Genomic DNA, 19688 nt, shown 5'->3' on the forward strand with positions numbered 1-19688 from the left:
TGTCTTTGCTTTATATTTACAATCAATTTAATAATGAGTTGATAATTGAAGTTGTTAAAACTTTACAAATTAAAAAAACCGCCTTTACTGAGAGTGAAAGGCGGGGTGCCATCATATAGGATGATTTTTTACTATATATAATATTTAATAAAGGAGCAATCTATCAATAAAAAAGGTCATCTGGTGTTTTAGAAGTATGTGTCGGTAAATTCGAAAACTGTTTTTCCAGAAACCACTCAACTCCAATACTATCAATTCCGGCATTTTTAGCTGCTAATATATCTGCCTCACTATCGCCAATATAAACTGTACGCTTTTTATCAATATTAAAATTATTCAGGATGTTTAAAATACCTTCAGGATTAGGTTTTGGAATTGTAACGTCTTCGCTAGCAATATCTAAATCAAAAAAATGGTTCAAGTTAAGTTTCTTCTTAGATATTTCTAAAGATTGTCTCCCTTTTCCTGTAACAAGTGCAATTTTTTTGTTGTTTTCTTTCAATTTGTTAAGCATGTTAATAATTTCTACATTGTTTTTAACAAGTTTATTGTGTTGAGCTTCGTAGGTAGTATAGTAAAGTTCAACAGCTTCGGTTTTATTATTTGGATCTTTCAGGTTATTTTCTATTATTCCTACTTCTGATGGGCCGAACCAACTTTCAATATCTTCATTTGTCATAATTTCATTGTTGAATTTAGAGAAAACAGCCTTAAACGATTCAAAACAAAGTGGAAGTGTGTCAGCGATAGTTCCGTCGAAGTCAAAAATGAATAAATCATAGCGATTAAGTATCATGTGAATCAGCTCCTTAGTTTCTATTTTGATATTATCAAAGTTTACTATACTATGAAATGAATACGAGAGTCGTTTATTACGCTAAAGTTAATCTTTTTTTATGAGTTCGGTATTTTTTTACAGATTAAATAGTTCATATCTGATGTATTATTATCTTTTCATTTATGTTTTAATAAATACACAGATACATTGGAGGAGATAACAATGAAATATAGCTCAAAAAATGAGGTGGATGTGGCATGACGTTTATTTATCGAAATCTTAACCATGATGAGGATTACTTATTTTGGCAATTAAAAAAAGAACTGGATCAAGAAACAAATTTTATGATGTATGAACCTGACGAACGCAAAGACGACACTGAGAGTCTAAACCAAATCAGAGAAAGCATAGCATTAGCGGATACTAATATAGATTTTCTTAAAGTGGCTTTTTTTAACGAACAAATGGTAGGATATCTCTCAGCTGAGAGAGGGGCATTTGTTAGAAATAGACACGTTGCATATCTTACGATAGGTGTTTTGAGCAATTTTAGTGGTAATGGAATTTCGAAAGAGCTGTTTTATTTATTAGATCTGTGGGCTAAAGAAAACTCAATTGAAAAAGTTGAGTTAACAGTGTTGTCACATAATGAACGAGCAATTAATTTATATAGGCTTAACGGTTTTGTTATTGAAGGAATAAGAAAGATTTCTATGAAGATTGAGGACAAGAATCAAGATGAATTTTTTATGGCAAAATATTATTAACTATAGGCCTAAAAATGACTAATAGTATTTGTATTGTTTGACGGGATAGACATTCTTTTACATATTAATAATATTATTAATATTAAGAGATGACTTTCGTATGATATAATAAAACCAAACTCTTAAGAGTCTATTTTTAAAAGGATTTTATACAAATGTGTTTTGTATGGTAATCATATACAATTCTCTGATTGAGAGGAGAGGGATTTATTTGCTCAAAAGAACTAATATTAGTAATTATGTTTCTAAATTTATATTGGATCATAAATGGTTGTTCAATATTGGAATACCATCTGTTTTAGTTCTACTGACAGTATATTTTGGAATTCATAATAAATTAGGTATTATCGATTTAGTCATCAATATTTTAAGTGTCTTTAGTTATATTGTGGGTATTATTTTACTGAAATCAACAGCAGAGATAATAAATGAAGAAAAAGATAGGCAAATTTCTAAAAATAGAATGGATGATAATTTAAGTAAGGTTAGAAGTTATATTGAGCAATATAAGACTTTCAATCATATAGATTACTCGTCTAATATTAAAAAATTTATTTCAGAGTCAACAAAGCTAGATATAATTGTTGATGGTATTCATTTGGATGATAATAAATGGGAAACTATAAAGACATCGTATAAGCAAGAGTATAATAGTAAAAGTGGTCCTTATACGAGAGATAGCCATTTTGCAATTTCAAGTATAAAGAAACATTATTCGACTATTCATATGTATTTATGTAAAATTGAACAAGAGCTTGCGGTTGAAAAAAATTTTAAATAAGGGGGATGATATAAATGGATCAAGGGACAGTAGATGCCTTAAAAAGAGTTGCAATGAAAATTAGTGTTGATATAGACAATCATATTAATAGAGGAATGTGGGTAAAGGCTCAACCAGATAAAAAAAGTATGTTTTACAATACCAATAATCCTGAAACTCAAGTTATAGATGCATACTATCGTGAGGGAAGGAATAATTCGATTGTCAGTATCGGGCGTGTTTCGGCTAAAAGATATATTGATGAAGAGAATTGGTATGATGTGACAAGGTATTATTTTTCTCTAGGAAGATCAGATGTAGGCTCAGATGATATTTCTGTAGTTAGCATTACGGAAGAAACGGATGCAATGTATTCAATATTAGACAAAATCTATAATAATGTTGTAGGTCAAGTATTAAGTATATCAGAAATAGATAAAGATTTATTTTCGTGAAAAATAAGTAACAATTAAGGATGTTCGGTAAGAATCAGAACAATTATGTAGCTTTAGGAAATTAGCAGAGGTCTGGTCTGTACGGTTCTTAATCAGAGATCAAGGTGTTTTATCAACAAAGATACTGCTTAAAAAAGCCTGATTCAAAGATAAATGAATCGGGCTTTTTATCATAGAAGCTTCAGATTATTAATAATTTTGGAATCTTCGTATGAATACTTTCCTAAAAGAGTCTCAGCAATGAAATCTGGATAAAAACCTAGTTTTTGTCCAATTGAATCTAAAGGTGCAACTTGTACCTTGTTCCCATATATTTCAATTGCTTGTTCCAAGATTACAGGTTTTTCGATAGGTAAATCATCATCCAGAGGTTCTTTAGTTCGCCATTTATTTCTACTCATTTGTTGCCTCAAGTGGAGTGTATGCGAATCTGAAATAAAACCACATTGATTAGCTCTCATTATGATGGCTGCAATTGATACATGCCAATGGGCTTTTAGAGCAATGAAATGTTGCAAATTCGTCGAAGATAAATCCTGTAACAGTCCTTGTTCCGGTAACAAAAAACATCCGGCAAAGTAATTTACTTCATCTTCAATGGTAATAAACTTTCCGCCATTCTCATATTTTTTATCATAGTCTCTGTGAAATAATATATGACCAAATTCGTGAGCTAAATTAAATCTAATCCTACTACTCGAAGTTCGTCTCGAATTTAATATAATCATAGGATGATTTTCATAGTGAATTGTGTAAGCATCAATCTTTTCGGAGGTTAAATTAGCGAAAATAACAATAATACCTAAAGATTCAAGAAAGTTTGTTATATTTATCAAAGGTCCATTACCAAAGTCAAATTTTTGTCTAATTTTAGTAGCTATACTTTCAATATAATCAAAATCAATAGGTTGGTATCTTGTAGTTCTTATTATGTCAACGGGGTCAGTATAATTAGGTAAAAATACTTGTTGTTCAATTACTTTTAACATTTCATTTGCGTAGGAGGCGAGTTCAATGACTCGTGCTTTGCTTTTTTTAGAAACAGTGCTACCTTTTCGAAAAAAACCTTCATTGTTATTAGAAATGCTTCTCTTATTATAAAAGTATGGAACAGGGAAACCTAGTTCTTTACTTAACTTTTGTAAAATATCAAATGAAGGAACACTATTTCCTTTTTCATACTTTGAAATAACTTGGAGCGATATGTCAACTTCTGTTGCTAGTTCTGATAGAGTCATTCCTCTAAAAATTCTTGCTTTTTTTAAAGCTTCCCCACTGAAAGACATTGTATCAGGGAAAGAAATTAAATTGTTATTCATTTTTTATCAACTCATTCATACTTTCTTGCATTTCGCTTAGATTTGGAACTTTGGCTATTGTTTTAGCTGTTGCTAGTTTAATCTCGTTTCTAACTACTAATGGTTCTTGTAAGATGTTAATGAAGTCAAGCCACTTTCTATTTTGACCAGGTATACCCAAAACAACAAAACCGGGTTCAACAGTCTGGTAACCATGGGTCAATTGAAATGTCTCAGCTGCCAGCTCTTTTTCGATATCATTCTCAGACATGAACAAGTTTGAGTAATAACTATTAATTCGATCCTCCCGATTTTTTGCAAAAGAAGGTAAACTTTTTACTCCTATTACTTGGTTTATTGTCAGTTTGAATGTCTTTTCATCATCAGATAATACTAAGAAAGGGTATGATTTATTCTCATTAAACTCAAAGGAGAAATTCAAGTCCAGATTACCTAGTTTTATTTCTTCGATTATATAGTAGTCTACAGCAATCATAATAGCATTCCCACGAATATACTTACTACGGTATTCAGTTAATACCTTATTATTGGGGTCCTTTTCCCAGAGTGAAACCCATTTATAAGCATTTTTAACTGCTTGTACAAGTGAAGATCTCATACGAGGAGTGAAAGTATCCATAATGCTGCTCTTGGTTTGTTTTTCCTGTAGTTTAAAATCGTAGTTATATTCCATACATTTCTCCTTAATTTGATTTATTTCTACTATCATACAATAAACCTTTAATTTTTTCAACCGAATGTTTATATTTAAAATGATTGATAACATATTAAATAAAAGTAAGAGATGTATTTATTTTTTAGTTTTTTCTTAAAAAAGACTAATAATGGGTATTAATTAAAAAATATGCTATAATTGTTGCTATAAATGATATGTGGAGTGGGATTATGAACGCTATTAGAAAAAAGTTTTTAAAGGATGTTAAATATGAAACTTGGAAATATATAATTACAGGAATAGTTGGATTTATGTTTGCTATATTAGGATTTGGTGGAAAGTACTTTTATGATAAATTTATTTCCCCAGAGTTATCGTATCAAGTGGTGAACGCCAAACTAATAAATTATAAAAAAGTAAATTTTTCAGATACAAGTTCTACAATGGAAGTTGGCAATGATATAACTAAGTACGATGTCATTTTTCCTGATTTATTAATTGAAATCAAAAAAACTGGGAACTATAAAAGTGCTTATATAGTCTATAATGATTATTTAAAGATGCAACATGTAAATCAAGAGCCACACTCGCAATTAGAAGAGTCATTAAAATATAGTGTGAGAGCCAAAGGAAATAAAATAAAATTTTATCCACAAGCAGTGAATCCAAGTTTTAAATCCGATTTTTCTTTTTATTTGGTGCTAATCGATAAAAAGACAAGCGAAAAAAATATTAGTCTTTTAGTTTTTAATAAACGTGAACTACCGATACCTTACAGTTTTTATTCTGATGATGCTGATGATGAAAAAAAAGTTGCTACATTGCATTTAAAAAAAAATGATGTAGAATTAAAGAAGTTAAATGAAAAACTTCATTTTGATTCGATTAATGAGAGTGAGGTCTATTTTTTGGACAGAAATAGTAGTACAAAAAACCAGTATTTTTATGAAAATAGACATTTAATAAAAAATGATATTAAAAGGATTCGTGACTTAGAATTTAAGTAATATTGCATAAATTAAAAAGCCTAGCCGCTCATGAAGGGAGTAGCTAGGCTTTTGATATTTGAAGGGGAGAGGGATGGCGAAAAGACTTCCCTTCAAATACTATATACGTATTAATCTCTAATTTCATTTTTTTAAATGTAAATAAAAAAGCTAGACTGTTAAATTTAGTTTAGCTTTTCTGTAGCCTAATTAATTCTTTAAATTCTGGTATGTTAGCCTTTATTTTTGGTTCATAGTAGTCTCTTGCAGCCGCTCTGAATTTTTCTGCAGCATCTTGTGCTTCTCTCTTAGACCAATAGCGATGAGTTTCTTTTCTCTCTATTAAGTCACCAGTAAGGACATTCCAGCCGTCAACTTGAACAACAATACTCAGAATCAGATCCAACGTCTTTTCAATTATTTCTGCATCCTCCAAGTCCATCATAACAACCCCTCTATAATTAAATCTTTCCAATTTTATCCCAATCATCCATACCTACATACAATGATTGACCTGGGATTAAACTATTAATATCTTTCTTATTAATCTTCAAAAAATTAATGAATCGATAATCTGCTGTATAAAAATTTTCAGTTTTTTCTAAGCTGAGTAATACTATATGAGTAGGTTTCGATGAAGGTATTAACGCAATACCTATCGGGATACGTTTACTAGAAAAAGACCAGACATAGTAGGGGATATCTTCAATGATTCTTTTTTCAGCAGATAGCCGTCTAAATTTCTTCGTATGTTTAGCCAGGTAACGGGGCGCAAAAAAATCTTCGCCAACTTCTAGTTTTTTGACAAACCTCACATAAATACACCTACACTTTCATAGCGAACTCATATAAGAATGAAGTAGGATTTCTAATGGTCATTTTGTCTATCACTAGCTGATTGTGTTTGCTGTAGTGACCAAAGCAAGCAATCTCAGTCTGGCCGTTTTCAATAAACAATAATTGCTGTGCTAGTTCTTTTTTAGTGACTATACAATTAATTTGTCCTTCTGATGTGTTAAGTGTAAAACGTACTAGCATATCAGGGTACGACTTAATAACTCTAATCTTATCTACAATGCCAATCTGGTTCGTTTTCATAAAATTCCACACTCCTTTGTTAAACAATTATACGAATGTATGTTCGCTTTTGTCAAGGGGAACAATCTATGAAATTGTAAAATTGGCTGGTGGTACTATTGGTGGTACCTATATTCAAAATGTGTAATTGGTGAAACAATTTGTAGAGAGAAAAAAGCTGTTATATCAGCTTTTTGTTACTAATGCAACTAGTGAAATAGTATGTACGTACAAGAAAAACATGTTTGCTCTTTTAGGTAAACCTGGCTTTGAAGCTCTTCAAAAAGAGCTTGAAGCTCGTTTATAAACGGATCATTGAAGAAAGCACTAATCTCCGAGGAGATTAGTGCTTTCTTTCTTTTATTCTTCTGGCTTTTTAATAAAAAAGTTGGAGAATTATACTGTTGATATAAACTAAAAAAGAATGAGGACGAAGTAAAGATTACTTGAACGACATTCTTAAACGAGTGGTTCTTATGGTAAACGTTTATTCGAATTCAATTTCATAAATCGATTCATTGAGTGACTCAACAAAGTCCTCTTGGTTAATAAAAGCAATCCATCCCTCTTCAGGAGTCAGGGATTTTGAGATTTTTGGTCGAATTTGGTTATAGATATTGGTTAATAATTCTTTCCATTGTTTATCAATTGCTCGGGTCATTTTAACGTCATTCCATCTTTTAGCTGGTGCCCTGCGAGAATTTCTAGCGAGCTGATCATCCATTGATTTGCTGTAGAAAGACTCTTTGCTCGTTAAGAACGAGTCAATGTAATCAATAAATTCGTTAATAGTCATGTTTTACACCTACTTACTGTCTTTCTTGCTCTGCGTGAGAGATCAGACATTTATTGTACCATGTTTGGCAGATAATTGCTGTGTATTCTATTTGTCTAAATTAAATCGCTTGCTTTTTCGACCTTATTATGATATAAATAATATATAAGGAGTCATAGTAATTCCCTAAAGGACAGTTAGAAGAAACTCGCTTCAAAAGTGGGTGGCTGTTAAAGCAAGTAGTTTAGTAGTGGTGTAAGTACTTGCTTCACGGAATCTAAATGATTTCAATTTGAAAAGGACGTGGGAATTTGAGTAACTCCTTATTAACAGAATATGGTCTGGCAGGTATAACCAATTGCTAATCGTGAAGACGTAAGAGACTCGATTAAGAAGCGTATAACGTTAAAAAATCCTGCTGGGCCTATTTCTATGCCTGAAAACCCTAATATGAACCTGCTCCTCTGACTAAGAGGTTTTTTGTCGTGGGTAGAAAAAGAGGGAATGGCAGCTAGGCTGCCCTTTTTCTACCTCTGACAACTCTTGATTATATTATAAAAAGCCCCTTTATTCTATAGCTGTCAAGGAGATATGCAGATAATAATATGTTTTTATTGTAAGTAAGCGAAAGAGTATCATCAACTCCTTTAAGTGAGTTATAATAGAGCGAAGAAAGATTAAGAAAGTAAGGCGGAGAAGAATGAAGACGTTAGTCATAGTGTCACATCCTAATTTAAGTGAATCAGGAAGTCAACAATTTTTAATGAATGCTGTCAATTATTTTGAAGAAGTGACTTTTCATCATTTAGAGAGTTGTTATCCAGATGGAAAAATTGATCGAGAAGCTGAACAACAGCTTTTAAGAAGCCATGATCGTCTCATTTTTCAATTTCCTTTTTATTGGTATAGTTCTCCAGCGTTGTTGAAAGAGTGGCAAGATGTGGTTTTTTCAGGAGAGGATTTTTATGAATTAGAAGGAAGTATGTTGAAAGGAAAGGATTTTGGGTTAGTACTTACGGTTGGGATCAATGAAATGGCCTATCGAGCTGGTGGTAAAGAGGGCTATACCATTGATGAGCTGACTCGTCCTTATCAGGCGATTGCTAATCATATGGGCATGACTTATTTGCCTGCTTTAGCCATTCATCAGTTCGCCTATTTATCAGAACGAGAAAAGAAGAGATTATTAGTAAATTATCAGTATTATTTGACTGGTGAGCAACCAAGCTCGCTCAATAATCGTACAACGTGGTTAATTAATCAATTAGAACGTGTAGATAGAACGTATTTGCCAAATGATAAGTATGAGCTTTTGGAGTCGCTTATTATTGAAATTGCTGAACGCCAAACGACATTGGCAGAGCTGAAAATGACGTTGGATGAGTATTAAAAAGAGAAGGTGATGAGCGTGACAGAGTGGTTAGTAGCAGAGCTTCAACAGATGGAAGAGGTTAGTCGAGATTATAAACAAAAAGCGTTATTTTTGGCGGCTATTGAACTGGTTTTGGAGCAAGACCAACGACAAGAGCAGCTTGAAGGGGAGCTAGATGGTTCTTTATGGAGCCCAAGTAACTGGAAATAGCTAAGAATAAAGAAGATATGAGAATAGGAGAGATTATCTTGCATTATATTGAAATTTCAACGATTGAGAACGACCGTTACTTTACTGAAGGAGACACTAAAGAAGCCATTCGTCTTCTTTTTATGCAATTAGTGGATGAAATGAATGCCAAAAAGATACTTGCGGTTGAATTAAAGGCTTCTGGAAAGATGAGTGTCATTCAAATAAAGGATATTAAAAAGGTGATGGAGATTGAAGAAGATGAGCTACCTCTAACTAGAAAGCCAATTTTTATCACACTACGAATACAAGGAGACTAAAAAATGATAGATAAGTCAATATTTGTTGCTAAAAGTGCTGATATTGTAGGAAAGGTAAAATTAGCATCAACGAGTAATGTTTGGTTTCAAGCTGTTTTAAGAGGGGATTATAATGAGATTGAAGTTGGCGCAGGGTCTAATATTCAAGATGGAGCTGTCGTACATGTGGATGTTGATAGTCCGACAGTAATTGGAAAAAATGTAACCGTTGGGCATAATTGTATCATTCATGGTTGTCAAATTAAGGACAATGTTTTAGTGGGAATGGGTGCGACAATTATGAATAATGCTGTTATTGGGGAGAACACGATTATTGGGGCTAATTCATTGGTAACTGAAAATAAAGAACTACCTGGAAATTCATTGATTATGGGAAGTCCAGCGAAATTCATCCGCCATTTATCTGCAGAAGAAATTGTTGGGATTACTAAAAACGCTGAGGCTTATGTAGAGAATGCTCGGCAATTTACTGGCCAAATTGTTAATATTAATTCGGAAGGTTATGTGGAGGTGATCGGAGAAGATGGCTAGAGTTTACCAAGAGACAAGCCAGATTGATTCTGAACAATTGTTGTCATTGTACAAAAGTGTAGGGTGGCGTGCGTATACTGAGAATTTAGCTACTTTGCAAAAGGGAATTGCTAATTCATTGAAGGTGGTGACTGCTTGGGAGGATAATCAGCTAGTGGGATTAATTAGGGTGATTGGAGATGGACAAACAATTGTTTATATTCAAGATATTTTAGTGATACCAAGACTTCAAGGTCAGGGGCTAGGTTCTGAGTTGATTACGCGAATTTTAGATGAGTATCAAACGGTTCGTCAAATTGTTTTAATGACAGAGGAGAAGCCTGATACTCGTTATTTCTATGAGAAACATGGGTTTAAATCGTGTGATCAAGGACAAGTTGTTTCATTTGCTATTTTTAAGTAAAATGATTTTGTGAAGCAGGGAGAAAAAAGTAGATATTTCAGCTCAATTCTCGCCTAATAGACGTAAAATAAGTGGAGGATAAGGACAATTGTCCTCATCCTCCACTTACTTTTATGTAAAGAGAGTCAGCAGCCTATTTAATTGTACGGAAACGAGCGCTGTCGTCCATGTACTCTTTTTCGCCAGCAGGTGCTTCAATAGAACCAAATGGCATTTGTCCTGTTAATTTCCAGTTAGCTGGAATATCCCAAGTTGCAGCTACTTCAGCGTCGATAACTGGGTTGTAATGTTGTAAACTTGCCCCAATATTTTGTTCAGCAAGAGCTACCCAAACAGAGTGTTGAGCAATTCCAGTTGATTGATCTGACCAGATTGGGAAGTTTTCAGCATACAATTCGAATTGGTCTTGTAATGATTTCACAATATCAGTATCTTCGAAAAATAGTACAGTTCCTTTACCAGCAGCAAAGCTAGCTAATTTTTGTTGTGTACTTGGAAAAGCTTCTGCAGGTGTTAATGGTTTTAAGGCAGCTTCAACAATATTCCACAATTTAGCATGAGCATCATCCAAAAGTATTACAACTCGTGATGTTTGTGAGTTAAATGAAGATGGGCTTTCTTTAACGGCTGTTTGAATTAATGTTTCTAATTCAGCTTCTGAAATAGAAATGTCTTTGCCAATCCCGTAGATTGAACGTCTGTTTTTTAGTGTGTCGATAAATGTTGTCATGATTAATTTCTCCTCATCGTGTTATGGGACTCTCAATTTTCTGAATTGAAAGTTCCTTACTTTTTTTCTGAATTTTTAATACTTTTACAGTATATAATCTTACAAATAATAAGTAAAATTAAATGCTCACTAAAAGTAAGATTCTTTTTATCTTGTAGGACTATCTAGTTACCAGTCAAAGATGAGACCGTATCCGAGAGCAATTATTTCTCTGGCGTAGGTTTTGTATTTGGCAGAAGAGGTAGATTTAGCCGCTAAGCCGCTAACATTATCAATTCCAATACGCTTGGCTAACATTTTTGCTCGATAAATATGAAAATCATTTGATACAATAACCGTTTCCCCTAAGGTAGTCTTCCGCTCAGCATTCATCAAATTTTCCATAGTTCGGGTGGAATCATCTTCCCGAATAATTCGAGTGTCCGCCACACCATGGTCAATCAGATAATTAGCCATTACGTTAGCTTCAGAATCAGATTCATCTTCTCCTTTTCCACCACAAACGATAATTGTCGTTTCAGGATTTTTTTCAATATAGTTTAAAGCGGCATCAAGACGTTCTTTTAAAACGGCACTTGGTCTAGCAGGAGTCCCCCGTACTTGAGCGCCTAAAATAATTAATGAGTCAGCATGGGGAGCAGGTTGCTCTTTAACATCGCTCATAATCAAACCAAAGACCACGCCACCATATGCGAGACCGATAATGATTATCCCAATTAGCCATTTTTTGATTTTTTTCATCTATTCATCTCCTTTGTAAACTGAAAGTAAGGGGTAGTTTACTGGTATAATGTGCATATAATAGCGTAAAGTTATGAAGTATTTATTATTTAAACGATAAATTTTTGTTAAACTGTGGGTGGGGAAAGGTAAGAATAAGTAGCGATATTTTTTAGATAAGTAAAATAGAAAGGGAATTAGTTATGTATGATGAGCCATGAGGTTGATTCTATAAATTGAGATAAATATAAATTTAATTTGAAATAAAGGTTGATAATATTGAGAATGATGGTATATTAATAATGTTAATTTATAATTGACTCCAATTGTAATCTTCAGTCAGAAAGAACAAAAATCGAGGTTACTTAAGGAGTCGGGGGAAAAGGGGTGAAAAGAATCAAGATACAAGAGATTATTAAGAATGTAATAGGAAAAATTTGTTATTTTTTTTCTAAAAAAATAACAAAAGCCAGTAATTATCGGCAAGAAAAAAAAATTGAAAATAGACTAATGATTCAAAAAATCACGCCTGGCATTATAGGATATGAAGCTAGTCGTTTTCTATTACTTATTATAAAATTATTTGTAGCTTTAGCTCTTTCAGTTTATTTTAATGTTTGTTTGCAGAAAAGCTTGTTTGTTGGTTTCGAAATCGAAATGCGCGTGTCTGAATTTCAGACGAGTGTTTTTAAAGGTTTTTTGATTCTTTTTGTAGTATTTATTTTTTTCTGGAGCTTAACAGGAAAATTTTTTTTACGACAGTTTGGTATAGTCTTTTGATGAGTTTACTAGTTTTTGCAAATAATCAAAAGGTTGAACTGAGACAAGAACCTGTGTTTCCACAGGAACTTCAAATGATTGGCCAATCTCAAGAATTATTAGAAATGATTGAATCTAGATATATTGAACTAGGTGTCAATATATTAATTCTGGCTAGTTTAGGAACAACTATCTATTACTTTTTAATTAAAAGAGTACTTTTACAAAAATATGCAACAATTCTTAGATTGCGGGATATTCAAATAAAACAAAGTATTGGAAAGTACGTCTATTCCGTGGGTAGATTTATTGCAATAATTAGTTCAGGGTATATTTTATATTTTTCGTATAATTTTAATGACTCACCCAAGGCTGCTGAGATGCTAAATGCTGATACTAGCCAATTTGTTGGATACAATCAGTTACTTAATTATCAAGTTAATGGCTTCGTAACAGGATTTCTATATAATATGCCAGTTAAACCTATGGCGGTAATACCTGAGTATTCTAAAAAAAAGATGAAAGAAATTGAAGCCAAGTATTTGGAAGCTGCTTCTCAAATTAACCTGACAAGAGAGAGGAATTTTTCAGATTCTAAACTGGTCTATATTTTAAGTGAAAGTCTGTTCAACCCAAGTAAGGTTGAGTTGTTAGAAATGAACGATTCTCCTCTGCCAGAAATTGATAAAATTATGGAAAAGACATATTCTGGAAAGATGCTATCTACAAATCTTGGGGGAGGGACTGCGAATACGGAATATGCAGCTTTGACAGGATTAGCAATGGCTAATTTTCAACCTCAAATATCTAGTGCCTATATTTCATTTGCACATAGTCAGGCAAATGACGAAACTGTTGTGAGTTTTTATAAAAATGGAAATTCGATTAGAGATCAAGCAATTGCTATACACCCTTTTTCACCTCGATTGTATAAACGGATAGATGTTTTTAAAAATTTTGGTTTCGATGAGTTCATATATGAAGGCAATTTAACTTATACAGACACTCATAATGGCGTGAATATTACAGATGAATCGGCGTATCAGGAAACATTAGATGAGCTAAAAAAAGATGAAGTTGGATTCATTCAATTGACAACAATGCAAAACCATTTACCGTATGGAACTGAGTTTATCGATAGACGAAGCAAGGAAGAGCCTGCTTTCAATTTGGAAGCTGAGGATAAGGTGACGTTTAATAATTATTTAGATAGGGTTAAAGCAACAGATGAAGCTACTAAAAACTTTTTAGATCAAATAGAGCTCATGGCTGATGATGTAACAGTACTGTTATATGGTGATCACATTCCTGGATTTATGAGCAAGTACGCTGATAAAATGAATGATTTTGAAAAATTTGGTACAGACTTCTTTATATATTCCAATCATGGAAGAAGTCAGTCAATTGATTTTCCTATCGTGAGTCCTATATTCTTTACTAATTTAGTAGCCCAACAAAATAGTGCTAAGCTATCAGCGTATTATGCTGTCTTAGAAGAATTATTTAAGCATGTACAGGCATACAATAGAGAAGTTTATTATGTTAATGGCCAAGCAAAAGCTTATAGTGAACTTGATGATCAAACCAAAGAAATTCTTAAAGATTACCAATTAATTCAATACGATTTAACCACTGGAAAAGAGTATTTATCTGATTCATTTTTTAAAGCAGTGATAAAATAGAAAACAAGAATCTCGATAAATTACGAATTATTGAGATTCTTGTTTTTTTATTATTTCTTGTTTGATAAATCATGGACTAAATCAATTTTTACCGCTCGATATTACAGTATGCCGGCTGCAGGAGTCGAACCTGTGACCTCCGCGTTACGAGTGCGATGCTCTACCAACTGAGCTAAGCCGGCAACTAAAAGCTGTCTAATAAGAAGTATAAGACTATTCAATTTAATTGTAAAGTATCAGTCAGTTTTTTTTCGGCAGATACTTTCCAAAAGTTGGGTTAAGCTTCGTGCAAAAAAATCATGACCTAAACAGTCTATATGACTAATAATCATCTGACAGAGCGCGAGTCCAGCTTCATAGTCTCCCCATAAAATATCGTATAGCCCGGTATAAAAAAGGTAAAAATCCCGTTGAAAGGACAAAGTAATATCGTGGGTTAAATCGTCAAGTAATGTTAGATAGGGCGTAATGTGAATCCGATCCTCAAGCATGAAGGCGTCACTCAAAAAATTAACAATTAAAGCGGAGAAGGCTTTACCGTATAAGTTGAATTCTTGATATTTGGTTATTTTTTTAGTGACAGTGTTCATTAATTGGCAGCGAACTTCATAGTCAAAGTAGACTCCGCTATTGACGAAGATAATAATCTCCTGAAAAGTCCATGAATCTAACCTCATTAAAAAGTCTTGTAACAATTTAACTTCTTTGGGAGGATAGTGTTGAAGGAGTTCCTCATCTTGATGCTCGATCGAATAAATCGACAGTCGAGTTAAGGCCATAATCAGGCGATTTTGCTCGCTAGAAGTGTTAACTAACTCTCTCTCAATTTGTTTTAAGTCTTCTAAATTTCCTTGATTAGCAGCATCACCAAAGCGAGATAAGAAGCTAGATTCAGACTCTCTCTGATAATTATTATGAATGAAAGAAAACTCTTCAAAGCTAATGTAAAGACGTTCAAGAACTTGGACAAAAGAAGTAACCCCCATATCATGCTTTCCTTTTTCAAATTCAATTGTATATGATTTTGAGACGATTCCAGTATAGATTTCTTTTTGAGAGAAGCCTTTATTTAGACGGATTTTACGAATTGTCTCGCCGTAGTTTATCATAGTCAGCGGTCCTTTTAAGTTATTTTGTTAAATTGTATCATACATTTTGAAAACTTGGTCCAGAATATAAGACTTTTTTTCTACAACAGATTGAAGCACGGTAGACTTACTATTATTAACTAGCCATTTGCATGAAAGTGAGTGGTTAAGCCTAGGAGGATGCCAAATGAATGTACTAAAAAAGAACCCGGTCTATCGTAAATTTCTTACTAATAATTTTATTTCAACCTTAGGAGATTCAATGTACTATGTGGCTTTGATGAGCTATGCTAGTCAGTTTACTAATTCTGGTCTAGCAATTTCGATGGTTAGTTTATCAGAAGCAATACCAAGTTTATTTTTTATTGTAACAGGAAGTCTAGCAGATATGAGTCGAAATAAAACAGTAAAAACGATGGTTAATGGTGTTATTCGTGGTCTTTTGTATGTGGTAGTGGGGATCATGATTGGTTTTCAGCCATCGCTTCAGTTATTAGCTGGGATTTGTCTGCTCAACTTCTTCTCTGATTGTCTTGGCAAGTATTCAAGTGGATTGATGACACCATTTATTTTGTTTATAGTAGAGCGAGATGAACTTGAAGAAGCACAAGGATTAAATGGGGCTGTGACTAATTTAGTAGGGTTATTGGCACAGTTTATTGGCGCTTATTTGATTGGTATTGTCTCTTATGATGTGTTAGCTTGGATAAATAGTGGCACTTTTTTTATTAGTGTTAGCCTAATACTTTCCATGAAAAAAGTATTAGAAATGATTGAAAAAGATCATCTTAGTGAAGCAAAAAGCGAAAAATTTTCATTAAGGAGGCTGTTTCAGCAAATTGTAAGCTCACTTCAAGAAATAACCAAAAATCGTTCTGTTTTTAGAGTGATTATATTATTTGCGATTGCTAATGGGGCTCTGTCTGTTTTGGTTCCATTAATAAGCCTTTTGTTGTCACAAAATCCTCAATTAGTTATTCAAAGTTTTGCTTTTACATTTGCTTTGACTCAGGGGCTAATCAGCACAGGTGTTATTTTTGGAAGCTTGTGGGGGCCGCGTGTGTTGTCAGCCGTTTCTTTGAGCAGCCTTTGTCAAGGTATGTTTCTTGCAAACACAGGGATCGCAATAGCCATGTTTGGTAAGCAATTATGGTTATTATTACTTTTGTTAATTGTGCTTGGTTTGTTGATTGGCTCGGCCTCTCCCAAACTAAATGCTCTATTAATCAGTCAATTTCCGGTAGAAAAATTAGGAACAATTAGTGGTGGAGTCAATACCCTTCTATTAGTAACTCCACCTATTACAACGGTTATCTTTACTACGTTAGCGACGGTTGCTAATTTGAAACTAGCTGTTATTTTTTTCTTTCTTTTTTCTATGGTTTCATTCGCCTTTGGTTTTGTCCAATTTGCAAAGAATGGCGTTAGTAAAGTGAAAAATCAGCTGTAGCAGAGGTGGCTTGGCTATGGTAAACTTGTAGATAATACTAAATAGAAAGAGATGAAAAGCGTATGCCGATTGTTAATATTCAAATGATGGAAGGTCGAACAGCTGAGCAAAAGCGAAATTTGATAAAAGAAGTGACCGAAGCAGTTGTTAGAACGACAGGTGCTAAGAAAGAGGCTGTTACGATTGTGATTAGCGACATGAAAAAAGAAGACTATGGTCACGGGGGAGACGTCACAAATTAAATTTATTATGACGTTAGTCTTGCAATTAATCTGAATTCGTGTTTAAATTAATTCAACCAATTAACTATCAATGAGAAAGACACCAACTTTATGAACTGTCAATCAGAGAGGGAAAACACAGCTGAAAGTTTCCTAGATAAGCATACAAGTTGACCACTTTTGAGAATTTAGTTTGAAACTAAGTCGGTCGCTCCGTTATCGCGAAGTGAGAGAGTAAGTCTGATTAGATGTTATTCTGAAGTTAGGTGGAACCACGAATTTATCGTCCTAATATGTTGCAATTGCAGCATATTAGGACGTTTTTTTATTTGTGAGGGAGTATCTTTAATAGTTAAGAGAGTGTATTGGCGATTAGTTTTTAAGTGTGAAGCAGTCATTCCAATAAAAGACTTGTCAAATAAAGGAGGAAGTTAGATGTCAATGATTAATGTTACATTTCCAGATGGTGCTAAAAAGGAGTTTCCTGTTGGCGCAACAACAGTTGAAATTGCTGAAAGTATCAGCAAAAGTTTAGCTAAAAAAGCTTTGGCTGGAAAATACAATGGTGAGCTGGTGGATTTGATCCGTCCCTTAGAGGTAGATGGGGAGATTGAAATCGTGACACCAGATCACGAAGATGCGTTGCAAATTTTACGTCATTCAACAGCGCATTTAATGGCAAATGCGGTTCGTCGTTTGTACCCTGAGATTCATTTTGGTGTTGGACCAGCAATTGATACCGGTTTTTATTACGATACTGACAATGGCGAGAATCCGATTTCTGAAGAAGATTTACCAAAAATCGAAGCGGAAATGATGAAGATTGTTAAGGAAAATAACCCAATTGTCCGTAAAGTAGTTTCCAAGGAAGAGGCCTTAGAGTTATTCAAAGAAGACCCTTATAAAGTTGAGTTAATTACTGATTTGCCGGCTGATGAGGAAATCACGGTTTATGATCAGGGGGATTTTGTTGATTTATGTCGTGGGGTTCATGTTCCTTCAACTGGTCGTATTCAAGTCTTTAAGTTATTGTCAGTAGCAGGAGCTTACTGGCGTGGTAATTCTGATAATCAAATGATGCAACGAGTATACGGGACAGCGTTCTTTGATAAAAAAGCGTTGAAAGATTATTTACAATTCCGTGAAGAGATGAAAGAACGAGATCACCGTAAATTAGGGAAAGAATTAGGCATTTTCATGACTAACTCTGATGTTGGCTCAGGTTTGCCTTTCTGGTTGCCTAACGGTGCAACAATCCGTCGTACAATTGAACGTTATATTGTTGATAAAGAAGTAGCTCTTGGTTATCAACATGTTTACACACCTATCATGGCAAATGTTGAGTTTTATAAAACTTCAGGTCATTGGGACCACTATCATGAGGACATGTTCCCGCCAATGGATATGGGTGACGGTGAGATGTTAGTCTTACGTCCGATGAACTGCCCCCATCATATGATGGTATATAAAAATGATATTCATAGCTATCGTGAGTTACCGATTAGAATCGCTGAGCTGGGAATGATGCACCGTTATGAGAAGAGTGGTGCTTTATCAGGTTTACAACGAGTTCGTGAAATGACTTTGAATGATGGTCATACATTTGTAAGACCAGATCAAATTAAAGATGAGTTTATTCGTACCTTGGAATTAATGACTGGAGTTTATGCTGATTTCAATATTACTGATTATCGTTTCCGTTTGAGCTTACGTGATCCTAAAAATACAGATAAGTATTTTGATGATGACGAGATGTGGGAAAAGGCACAGACTTTAATACGAGAAGCAGCTGATGAAGCTGGGATTGACTATTTTGAAGCTGAGGGAGAAGCCGCTTTTTATGGTCCAAAATTAGATGTTCAAGTTAAGACTGCGATGGGAATCGAAGAAACTCTTTCAACAGTTCAAATCGATTTCTTATTACCAGAACGATTTGATTTAACGTATGTTGGTGAGGATGGCGAAAACTCTCATCGTCCTGTAGTAATTCATAGAGGAATTGTTTCAACAATGGAACGCTTTGTGGCTCATTTAACTGAGGTCCATAAAGGGGCATTCCCTACATGGTTGTCTCCTGTGCAAGGAACCATTATTCCAGTTAATAATGACTTGCATATGGACTATGCGTATGAAATTAAAGAACAATTGTCTAAACAGGGACTTCGTTTTGAAGTAGATGAACGTAATGAGAAAATGGGCTATAAGATTCGTGCGTCTCAGACAAATAAGATTCCTTACCAAGTAGTAGTAGGCGATAAAGAAGTTGACGCTGGCGAAGTAAATATTCGTCGCTATGGTAGTAAAGAAACTAATTCATTGTCAGTATCTATGTTTGTTGATAGTGTAGTTGCTGAGGTTAACAACTTTAGTCGCCAAGGGTAAAGCTAAGATAAAAGCATGGTGAGAGTTAGATTTAGTCACTCTCACCATGCTTTTTGTATTAAAAAGCCAGACCACTTTGATAGGCAGAATCAAATTGAAAGTGAAGGAGAGTTTTCCATTCTTAAAAGTATGATACTGAATGATGCACAAACTCGTTGTTTTTAGAACTAGAAAGTAAGTTCTATGGCGTTTCTGAGAGGCGATTGTGTAACTTTTGAAAGGTTGACAGAAAGTCACTAAAATAAGAGAATACGTGCTATAATTAATGA

General features: G+C 33.8%; 24 protein-coding genes, 1 tRNA gene and 1 pseudogene. 15 read left to right on the forward strand and 11 right to left on the reverse strand.

The genetic code is table 11. The features are described from left to right. Positions 1-163 precede the first annotated feature (163 nt). Complete coding sequence (locus AC5KOD_RS21950) at positions 164-796, reverse strand: HAD family hydrolase (protein WP_496916729.1); 633 nt, start codon at positions 794-796, stop codon at positions 164-166. Between the two features lie 239 nt (positions 797-1035). Here AC5KOD_RS21950 and AC5KOD_RS21955 point away from each other — a divergent pair, with 239 nt between their 5' ends. From AC5KOD_RS21955 to AC5KOD_RS21965, 3 genes are all read left to right on the forward strand, one after another. Continuing rightward, positions 1036-1545: a GNAT family N-acetyltransferase gene (locus tag AC5KOD_RS21955; RefSeq protein WP_496916730.1), complete on the forward strand. Its 510-nt coding sequence runs from the start codon at positions 1036-1038 to the stop codon at positions 1543-1545. Between the two features lie 211 nt (positions 1546-1756). Beyond that, positions 1757-2326, forward strand: a complete 570-nt coding sequence (locus AC5KOD_RS21960; RefSeq protein WP_496916731.1) for a hypothetical protein — start codon at positions 1757-1759, stop codon at positions 2324-2326. A 14-nt stretch (positions 2327-2340) separates the two neighbouring features. Beyond that, positions 2341-2760 (forward strand): hypothetical protein, encoded by a 420-nt coding sequence (locus AC5KOD_RS21965; RefSeq protein WP_496916732.1) that lies wholly within the window; start codon positions 2341-2343, stop codon positions 2758-2760. A 170-nt stretch (positions 2761-2930) separates the two neighbouring features. Here the strand turns inward: AC5KOD_RS21965 and AC5KOD_RS21970 are convergent, their stop codons facing one another. Together AC5KOD_RS21970 and AC5KOD_RS21975 are read right to left on the reverse strand one after the other, a co-directional pair. Then, on the reverse strand, positions 2931-4079 hold the full coding sequence (locus AC5KOD_RS21970; RefSeq protein WP_496916733.1) for a helix-turn-helix domain-containing protein: 1149 nt from the start codon (positions 4077-4079) through the stop codon (positions 2931-2933). After that, a complete protein-coding gene (locus AC5KOD_RS21975; RefSeq protein ID WP_496916734.1) occupies positions 4072-4752 on the reverse strand; it encodes a hypothetical protein in 681 nt (226 codons plus the stop codon). Before AC5KOD_RS21975 ends, AC5KOD_RS21970 begins: the two co-directional genes overlap by 8 nt. Positions 4753-4964: 212 nt before the next feature. Here AC5KOD_RS21975 and AC5KOD_RS21980 point away from each other — a divergent pair, with 212 nt between their 5' ends. Then, positions 4965-5741, forward strand: a complete 777-nt coding sequence (locus AC5KOD_RS21980) for a hypothetical protein (protein WP_496916735.1) — start codon at positions 4965-4967, stop codon at positions 5739-5741. 169 nt (positions 5742-5910) lie between these two features. On the opposite strand, the gene AC5KOD_RS21985 is transcribed toward AC5KOD_RS21980, so the two are convergent. The 3 genes from AC5KOD_RS21985 to AC5KOD_RS21995 are packed head-to-tail and all read right to left on the reverse strand — an operon-like array spanning position 5911 to position 6818. Further along, on the reverse strand, positions 5911-6165 hold the full coding sequence (locus tag AC5KOD_RS21985) for a hypothetical protein (RefSeq protein ID WP_496916736.1): 255 nt from the start codon (positions 6163-6165) through the stop codon (positions 5911-5913). A gap of 16 nt (positions 6166-6181) precedes the next feature. Continuing rightward, on the reverse strand, positions 6182-6535 hold the full coding sequence (locus AC5KOD_RS21990) for a hypothetical protein (RefSeq protein WP_496916737.1): 354 nt from the start codon (positions 6533-6535) through the stop codon (positions 6182-6184). 10 nt (positions 6536-6545) lie between these two features. Further along, entirely contained in the window at positions 6546-6818 is a 273-nt protein-coding gene (locus tag AC5KOD_RS21995) for a hypothetical protein (RefSeq protein ID WP_496916738.1), read from the reverse strand. Positions 6819-7026: 208 nt separating this feature from the next. Between AC5KOD_RS21995 and AC5KOD_RS22000 the strand changes: the two are divergent. After that, a pseudogene (locus AC5KOD_RS22000) lies at positions 7027-7104 on the forward strand (glucose-6-phosphate isomerase); the annotation flags it as partial. Positions 7105-7284: 180 nt separating this feature from the next. On the opposite strand, the gene AC5KOD_RS22005 reads toward AC5KOD_RS22000, so the two are convergent. After that, positions 7285-7593 (reverse strand): hypothetical protein, encoded by a 309-nt coding sequence (locus AC5KOD_RS22005; protein ID WP_496916739.1) that lies wholly within the window; start codon positions 7591-7593, stop codon positions 7285-7287. 679 nt (positions 7594-8272) lie between these two features. Here AC5KOD_RS22005 and AC5KOD_RS22010 point away from each other — a divergent pair. The 5 genes from AC5KOD_RS22010 to AC5KOD_RS22030 are packed head-to-tail and all read left to right on the forward strand — an operon-like array spanning position 8273 to position 10387. Further along, on the forward strand, positions 8273-8962 hold the full coding sequence (locus tag AC5KOD_RS22010; protein ID WP_496916740.1) for an NAD(P)H-dependent oxidoreductase: 690 nt from the start codon (positions 8273-8275) through the stop codon (positions 8960-8962). Positions 8963-8974: 12 nt separating this feature from the next. Continuing rightward, positions 8975-9154 carry a hypothetical protein gene (locus tag AC5KOD_RS22015; RefSeq protein WP_496916741.1) on the forward strand — a complete coding sequence of 60 codons (180 nt, stop codon included), beginning with the start codon at positions 8975-8977 and terminating at the stop codon, positions 9152-9154. A gap of 38 nt (positions 9155-9192) precedes the next feature. Further along, the gene (locus tag AC5KOD_RS22020) at positions 9193-9453 is read left to right on the forward strand and encodes a hypothetical protein (RefSeq protein ID WP_496916742.1); all 261 of its coding nucleotides are present in this window, start codon (positions 9193-9195) and stop codon (positions 9451-9453) included. 6 nt (positions 9454-9459) lie between these two features. Further along, entirely contained in the window at positions 9460-9984 is a 525-nt protein-coding gene (locus AC5KOD_RS22025) for a gamma carbonic anhydrase family protein (protein WP_496916785.1), read from the forward strand. Further along, positions 9977-10387 (forward strand): GNAT family N-acetyltransferase, encoded by a 411-nt coding sequence (locus AC5KOD_RS22030; RefSeq protein WP_496916743.1) that lies wholly within the window; start codon positions 9977-9979, stop codon positions 10385-10387. Before AC5KOD_RS22025 ends, AC5KOD_RS22030 begins: the two co-directional genes overlap by 8 nt. Before the next feature lie 133 nt (positions 10388-10520). On the opposite strand, the gene AC5KOD_RS22035 is transcribed toward AC5KOD_RS22030, so the two are convergent. Then, the gene (locus AC5KOD_RS22035) at positions 10521-11117 is read right to left on the reverse strand and encodes a nitroreductase family protein (protein WP_496916744.1); all 597 of its coding nucleotides are present in this window, start codon (positions 11115-11117) and stop codon (positions 10521-10523) included. Positions 11118-11285: 168 nt separating this feature from the next. Beyond that, a complete protein-coding gene (locus tag AC5KOD_RS22040) occupies positions 11286-11858 on the reverse strand; it encodes a YdcF family protein (RefSeq protein WP_496916745.1) in 573 nt (190 codons plus the stop codon). 366 nt (positions 11859-12224) lie between these two features. Between AC5KOD_RS22040 and AC5KOD_RS22045 the strand changes: the two genes are divergently transcribed. Then, on the forward strand, positions 12225-12617 hold the full coding sequence (locus tag AC5KOD_RS22045; RefSeq protein WP_496916746.1) for a hypothetical protein: 393 nt from the start codon (positions 12225-12227) through the stop codon (positions 12615-12617). Further along, on the forward strand, positions 12617-14278 hold the full coding sequence (locus AC5KOD_RS22050; RefSeq protein WP_496916747.1) for an LTA synthase family protein: 1662 nt from the start codon (positions 12617-12619) through the stop codon (positions 14276-14278). Before AC5KOD_RS22045 ends, AC5KOD_RS22050 begins: the two co-directional genes overlap by 1 nt. A gap of 109 nt (positions 14279-14387) precedes the next feature. On the opposite strand, the gene AC5KOD_RS22055 is transcribed toward AC5KOD_RS22050, so the two are convergent. Both AC5KOD_RS22055 and AC5KOD_RS22060 read right to left on the reverse strand, forming a co-directional pair. Continuing rightward, positions 14388-14460: transfer RNA gene (locus AC5KOD_RS22055), tRNA-Thr, on the reverse strand. Positions 14461-14514: 54 nt separating this feature from the next. Then, on the reverse strand, positions 14515-15387 hold the full coding sequence (locus tag AC5KOD_RS22060) for an Rgg/GadR/MutR family transcriptional regulator (RefSeq protein WP_496916748.1): 873 nt from the start codon (positions 15385-15387) through the stop codon (positions 14515-14517). Positions 15388-15553: 166 nt separating this feature from the next. Between AC5KOD_RS22060 and AC5KOD_RS22065 the strand changes: the two genes are divergently transcribed. The 3 genes from AC5KOD_RS22065 to thrS all read left to right on the forward strand — a co-directional run bounded on the left by AC5KOD_RS22065 (position 15554) and on the right by thrS (position 19419). After that, positions 15554-16816: an MFS transporter gene (locus tag AC5KOD_RS22065; RefSeq protein WP_496916749.1), complete on the forward strand. Its 1263-nt coding sequence runs from the start codon at positions 15554-15556 to the stop codon at positions 16814-16816. Between the two features lie 62 nt (positions 16817-16878). Further along, complete coding sequence (gene thmT / locus AC5KOD_RS22070) at positions 16879-17058, forward strand: 2-hydroxymuconate tautomerase (protein ID WP_496916750.1); 180 nt, start codon at positions 16879-16881, stop codon at positions 17056-17058. A 414-nt stretch (positions 17059-17472) separates the two neighbouring features. Then, positions 17473-19419 carry a threonine--tRNA ligase gene (gene thrS, locus AC5KOD_RS22075; RefSeq protein ID WP_496916751.1) on the forward strand — a complete coding sequence of 649 codons (1947 nt, stop codon included), beginning with the start codon at positions 17473-17475 and terminating at the stop codon, positions 19417-19419. Positions 19420-19688: the final 269 nt, after the last annotated feature.

Source organism: Vagococcus sp. WN80Y (genome assembly GCF_059621045.1).